This window comes from Chryseobacterium potabilaquae, assembly GCF_902728265.1.
Lineage (GTDB): Bacteria > Bacteroidota > Bacteroidia > Flavobacteriales > Weeksellaceae > Chryseobacterium > Chryseobacterium potabilaquae.
Genome location: NZ_CACVBR010000027.1, coordinates 41,627 through 47,827, shown reverse-complemented (window position 1 = coordinate 47,827; position 6,201 = coordinate 41,627). Strand labels below are relative to the sequence as shown.

Genomic DNA, 6,201 nt, shown 5'->3' with positions numbered 1-6,201 from the left:
TGTCAATCATAACTATGTAATGGTTAAAAATAATAAAAAGTGAGTTCCGAAAAATTTCTTGAGCTGTAAGAGCTCTAAATTTTCCAGAATAACTTTTTAACTTACACAGTTAGTGAGACACTACCGTATTTTACAAACGATTTCCCGCAGTTCAAACCCTGTCTCGGACTTCGGATAAGCAGAAAGCCATATTTTGCACATTCTCTGAATATGAACCAGACATCTGTGAACAGGAACTTTTGGACACACTTTACGAATGGCTTTTAACAAGGATTTATCTCCGTCACAAGTTATCCCACCGATTTTTATTCCCAAATTCAATATGTTTTCCAAATCCTCCTTCATCTCCTCATAATGTTCTCCATCAGTAATTCTGTAAAGTTGGGTCTGTTTAAAAATATCATCTCTGAAAACAATCAAACAAATCTCATTAGAAAAATAATTGCCATCAATCAGCAAATAAACTTCCTTGTTCTGACTATAGCTCAACTTAGGAGCTTTTCCAAACATTGTGTTGAAATATCGCTGAAGGGTGCTGATTGAATACCCCGATTCGGATGAAATTTGCTCATAAGTTTGCTTACCAATAATCCATTTTTTGAACCAAACCTCTTTATTTTTCAAACTCACAGATTTGTTCTCGGAGGTAAAATAAATACCACAATTTTTGCATTTAAAATGACGTTTGCCATTTTGCTTACCCCAAGAAATCACATCCATACTTTTGCAACTCCAACAACGATTTTTTTTGAATTTTCAACCGTAAAAAAAGTTTATTGAAACAAAGTTCAATAAACTTTCTATATCATCAATAACAATCGGCAATACAAAGAATTTCACCAACTATTTTTGACTATTAAACCTATTTTTAAAGTTTTTTTCAATTATATATTTAATCCAAGTTCTGGATGAGAGTTGTATAGGTTTAAAAATAGATTCCATTATGAATTTTTTATTTTTTGAAATTAAAACTTAAGGTGCATTAATTCAGTAATTTAATGTGTTTTGTTTAATGAATCTATTCTTATTCTAATGTGATTTTGTAATAGAATGGTTTGATTTTTATCAATGCAATATTTCAGGAATGTAATAGAGTGTTACTAAATGTTGTAATATTTTATTTTCAATTTTTATCGTTTAATGTTATATTTAATTTATTTTTATTAATATATATTTGTTGATAGCTCATGATATTTGTCATTTTTATGATTTTAATTCATTTTTAATATTTGTGCTTGGGATTATTTTTGTTCCTTTGTACCATAAATGATAGGAAAGAGTATAAGGATGATAACTTATCAAAAAGTTTTAGTTCTTTACAATATTATTTTCAGAATGATTTAATATAAGAACTATATAATACTCTCCATTTTTATTATCATTTTACATTTCTAGTTATGATCTGAGACTTAAGAGATCAGTTCACAAAAGCAAAAAAAACATTAAAATGAATACAATTAATCTTTTAAATCCTAAAAATTTCGCTAAGCTACCTAGCGTTTATTCTCCGTTTGAAAGAATTATGATTCTAATTCCTATTTCTAGTAGCTTTTATTCATACAATTAATCCTAATTGTGATAGGGAAATATTATTCTATTTAATTAAGATAAGAGTTTTCATGATGGGATGCTGTTTTTTAGTCCCTTCAGCTTTGGAATGAGTTCAAAATAAAGAATAGATTTTTCCTCTCTCTCTTACTCACTTCTTCATTATCCTTCACGATAATGACCTAACACGCACATCCCTAGTTTATCTCAGTGCTTTCTTGAAGTCAATGTACGAAAGCTTGAGTCTGCTATTCATTATTAATTGAATTCTGTTAGCTAATAATTTAGTCTAGCTAATAAAGATGTGCCTTATAATTAATACTAATTAAAAAAAAATACAATGAAAAAATTATTTTTAGGACTTGCTGTAACAGCTTGTTCACTTATGTCCGCACAAAAATCAGAATCTGGAGTTAAATTTGGTGCCAAAGCAGGTATTAACATTTCCACCATCGTTGACGAAAAAAAAGTCGGAGATTCTAGAACCGGTATTCATTTAGGAGGATTTGTGAATGTTCCGCTAGGGCGTTTTATAAGTATTCAGCCGGAAGTATTTTATAGCCAGACAGGATTTAGAAACTTTGCTCAATGTCATAGGATGTTGTATAATGATGGGGCTTCAAGTGTAACAATGCAAGAAAAAAGAAAAGCTAATCTGGACTATATCTCTGTACCCATCATGTTTCAATTTAATATCACTAAAGGATTGTATTTAGAAGCAGGTCCGCAATTTAACTTTCTGGTAAATAATAAGCAAACCGTTGATGCTACTTATGAAATTGCAAATATGACCCCGGTTCAAACGAAGGATATGAATGAATTGATGGATTATAAGATAAATAAAATTCAAAGCTTAAGTAGGAAATTTGATACAAAAGGATTTGAATTGGGTCTAGCAATAGGTGCCGGATATTATTTTACTCCTAAGATAGGTGTTAATGTAAGATATTCTTTAAGCTCTTCTCAAATGACTAATCAAAATGGTGGTCGTAGCCCCATAATGTATGAAGATACTGCTCGTAAAACTATATCTTTATTACAACTAGGTTTAGTTTACAAATTCTAATATTACTTCACAAAAATAGGAAGTCGAAGACTTTTAGGGATTAAGATCGCGAAAAGTAAAAAAATATTAAATGAAGATCAATAATTGATCATTTACTTTTCGTCGATTTCTCCCCATTTTTCCAATAATAAATTTTTCACTCATAAGACATTCTTACTAATGAATGTTATAAGTCACAGGAAAGTTGTTTTCAAATCAAAAATCTTAATGAAGTCTAATTAAAAATATATAATATATGAAATGAAAAAGGAGAAATAGTTTAAACTACTTTATGTAAAAAATGAAATCCATGAGCCGTAAATAGGCTAAGAATCAAAAAATAACGTATAATTTAAAAAAAGATCTATTTATTTATGAAAATTAAATTTTCATTTTCAATAATGTTATTAGCATTATTATTCAGTTGTAATGACGAAACACTTTCACGACCAAAGGTAACAGGTTCGGCTTCTCTTACTTCAAAAGAAGCTATATATGATGGTCCAGCCAGTCCTTTAAAATTGACAATACAAAATGGAGATAATGTTTCCGTGGGAGTTTCTGGTAAAACTGATAAAGTTTGTCAAAACAAAACTTATAATTACAATAAAACGTTTGATGAATTTACAGGATTTACCTCAAGAACTAATATTATTTGGCCAGGCAGCTTTATACAATCAGAAACATTTCTAACCGAAAATTTGGCAGTATATCCTACAGGAGAGAATAATAGAAATAAAATAGATGTTAAAATAGACGCTATAGCTATGGGTAAAAGTGGAGGCGCAAAAACTATTGATAATCCTACGGCAGGGAATGTTCAACAAGCTTTGGGAGAATTATTGGAAACATATGTGGTCTCTGGGACAACATTTCCGGCTAATTATGAGGTCAGTATACAAAGAGCATATGATAAAACTCAATTACAAATGGCACTAAATATGGGCTACACAGGTTTGGTAGGAAATGTAGATTCAAAATTCAATTTTTCATTTGATAACTCTAAGACCTATTACGCAGTTACTCTTAAACAAGCATTTTTTACCTTTTCAGTTGATACAGCTAGTAAATTATCATTCATTGGTTCACAATCATGGGTAAAAAATTCTCCTTTTAATGGCAATGGCTCCCCAGTAGTTATTGAAACGGTAACTTATGGAAGGCTCTATAGTTTGATTTATGAATCAGATTCTAGTGCTACGGAATTATCAGCAGCTCTTGAAGCTCTATATAGAACTCCAGCCGGTTTTGTGAGTGGAGATTTCAGTACAAAGTATAACAACGTGATGGAAAATACAAAAGTATATGCAAAACAGATAGGAGGAAGTGCAACTGATGGTATGGACGCATTTTTAGGAACTATGGCAAAAAACTTTGATCAGGTTAAAGACTTTATGAAGGGTGGAGCAGAAGTTTCAAAAACTAATATGGGAGCAATTATTCATTATACTGCCATAAATACAAATCCGGGATTTTTTAACGTACCAGTAACCAAAAGTGTTAGCGGGAATGGAAGTTATCAGGATTGTACTGAAAAGCAATATACATTAATTTTAAAAAATATAAATTACTCTCCGTTACCGGTAATTATCAGAGGAAAAGTTAATGGTGAAGAAAAAGAAATTGGAAGATTTAATCTGGCTCCAGGAAGGCAAAGTCCGGTATTTTTATATAACAAAGCTGCAGAATCCTTTACTTATAATGATGTTGTTTTAACACAGCTAGATCTTAACGAGGGTAAAGCAGCGGATGATATTCAATTTGATCTGCCTTGGCCAGTAGAACCTAAATCAATACAGTATAGAGCTGCGAAGCTTGGTTTTGGGGACGGTGCACAGGGGCCTCTTTATAAAAATTATCATGATCCAAGCAAGATTTGGATAGATGCTAGGGTTGATTCTGACGGTATCAATGGAGGACCTAAAGCCAAATTAAATGGTAATAGAGATGCTCAAAATAATTTAGTGATAGAAATTAGTACCTATTAATTTGTATTTACTTAGCTAATTGGATTTAAACAATTTTAAATGCCCTGAGTTTGGGATAAGAAAAATCATAATAATATATAAGTTGCTATTAATTCGTTGTATGATTTGATCGAGAATTAAGAAAGTTATATGTAAATAATTGATTTAATAAAACTTATATGTAATTCTTATTCCAAACTCTTATTGTTTTTTTTAGATATAATTATCCCTATCAATTTATTTTGAAATTATTGTTTAATAATGGTGTAGTTTTACGTTGAGTGATATTAATCAGTTTTCAAATTTTATTGTCATGTAATTTTGATAGTCTATCTATATATATTTACTTTTGCACAAGATATAGCACAAGATATAGCACAAGATATAGCACAAGATATAGTATACCAATCTAATTTAATTTTTACAAGGCAAATTATTGAATGGTTGCCTAAGTTAAATAGATTTATGTATGACAATTTTCAAATGGATTTTTATTAACCTTTTAATAATAAAAAGAATAGTATTTTTTTAGTCCTTTTACCCTGGGTGAAAATACCATATACTAATGGTGAAAGTGTAATCGGAAAACATAAAATAATAAATTTAATTTAAGTGAAGAAAATATTTTATTATTCATGACCAATGAAAAAAAATGAAGGTGTATTTAGCCCTTAAAATAAATTATAGTCAGTATCAATGATAGGGTCTATAAAGTTCAATGCATTTGATGATCAGGCTTATGTAACACGTAAAGAATTATTAAAAAAACTTTATTATTCTCAATCTACCTTCAGTGTAAAGTAATCAAGTATTGGTAGCTTGTTATAGGTTTATCTTACTGCCTATAAATCTACTAAGGTTTTTTAGACCTATTATTTTATAAAGAAAATTCTTAATTAAAAGTACAGGAATGTAATATTCTTAATCTAAACTAACGCAAAATAGTTATTGTTGAATAGGTGCTATTGAGTTACAACAGCTAATATGTGTTTTAAGTTTAGTAGAAACTCTAATTATTTAGAATAATAATTGGTAAGGGATTGTTGTGTCTATATTTTTTCAACATTGAGCTAAATTTATTTTATGAAATTAGTTAATTGATCTGGATTTTTTTATTAAAAAAACAATATTATCAAAAATGCATGAATATATTGCAATTTAAATTTATTATAAATCAAAAATATTAAAGAATTTAAAATTTAATTATTATATAATATCAATATGAAAAACACTATTAAAAATGTGGACTCACAAACTCTTATTACAATTAGTGGAAGAATGGATTTATCCAATACTCAAGAACTTGAGAAGCAGCTAAAGCCAATGTTAAAAATCAAAAAACCTAATATTAGTATAGATTGCTCGGAATTACAGTACATCAGCAGTAATGGATTACGTGCCTTTATATCGTTACTAAAATATATAAGAGCTAAAGAGGGGCAGATTTTTCTTACTTCCATAAAACCTGAAGTAGAAAGTATTTTGGATACAGCAGGCTTTTCTATGTTTGTTAAAAGAAAGTAAACAACATATCTATGGATGAGCTTATAAAAATGAATATGTATTGAGATAATTTATCTTAACCATTTAAAAGGAAAAAACGAAATAGAAACCACAATTTATCTGATCTTTTAAGAGATT

The 6,201-nt window shown here is 29.1% G+C and carries 3 protein-coding genes and 1 pseudogene; 3 read left to right on the top strand and 1 reads right to left on the bottom strand.

Annotated elements, in window-relative coordinates; genetic code table 11:
* Nucleotides 1–120 precede the first annotated feature (120 nt).
* Nucleotides 121–726, bottom strand: a pseudogene (locus CHRY9293_RS13205) (IS256 family transposase, variant Zn-binding type); the annotation flags it as partial.
* 1,162 nt (nt 727–1,888) lie between these two features.
* Between CHRY9293_RS13205 and CHRY9293_RS13200 the strand changes: the two are divergent.
* From CHRY9293_RS13200 to CHRY9293_RS13190, 3 genes are all read left to right on the top strand, one after another.
* Nucleotides 1,889–2,614 carry a porin family protein gene (locus CHRY9293_RS13200; RefSeq protein WP_162033409.1) on the top strand — a complete coding sequence of 242 codons (726 nt, stop codon included), beginning with the start codon at nt 1,889–1,891 and terminating at the stop codon, nt 2,612–2,614.
* A 353-nt stretch (nt 2,615–2,967) separates the two neighbouring features.
* On the top strand, nt 2,968–4,581 hold the full coding sequence (locus CHRY9293_RS13195; RefSeq protein WP_162033408.1) for a thiol-activated cytolysin family protein: 1,614 nt from the start codon (nt 2,968–2,970) through the stop codon (nt 4,579–4,581).
* Between the two features lie 1,200 nt (nt 4,582–5,781).
* Entirely contained in the window at nt 5,782–6,084 is a 303-nt protein-coding gene (locus tag CHRY9293_RS13190) for an STAS domain-containing protein (protein WP_162033407.1), read from the top strand.
* The last annotated feature ends 117 nt before the right edge of the window (nt 6,085–6,201 follow it).

Excerpts from the sequence above, each read along its gene's own strand:
- CHRY9293_RS13190 (WP_162033407.1), top strand. The coding sequence starts at position 5,782 with ATGAAAAACACTATTAAAAATGTGGACTCACAAACTCTTATTACAATT.
- CHRY9293_RS13200 (WP_162033409.1), top strand. The coding sequence starts at position 1,889 with ATGAAAAAATTATTTTTAGGACTTGCTGTAACAGCTTGTTCACTTATG.
- CHRY9293_RS13195 (WP_162033408.1), top strand. The coding sequence starts at position 2,968 with ATGAAAATTAAATTTTCATTTTCAATAATGTTATTAGCATTATTATTC.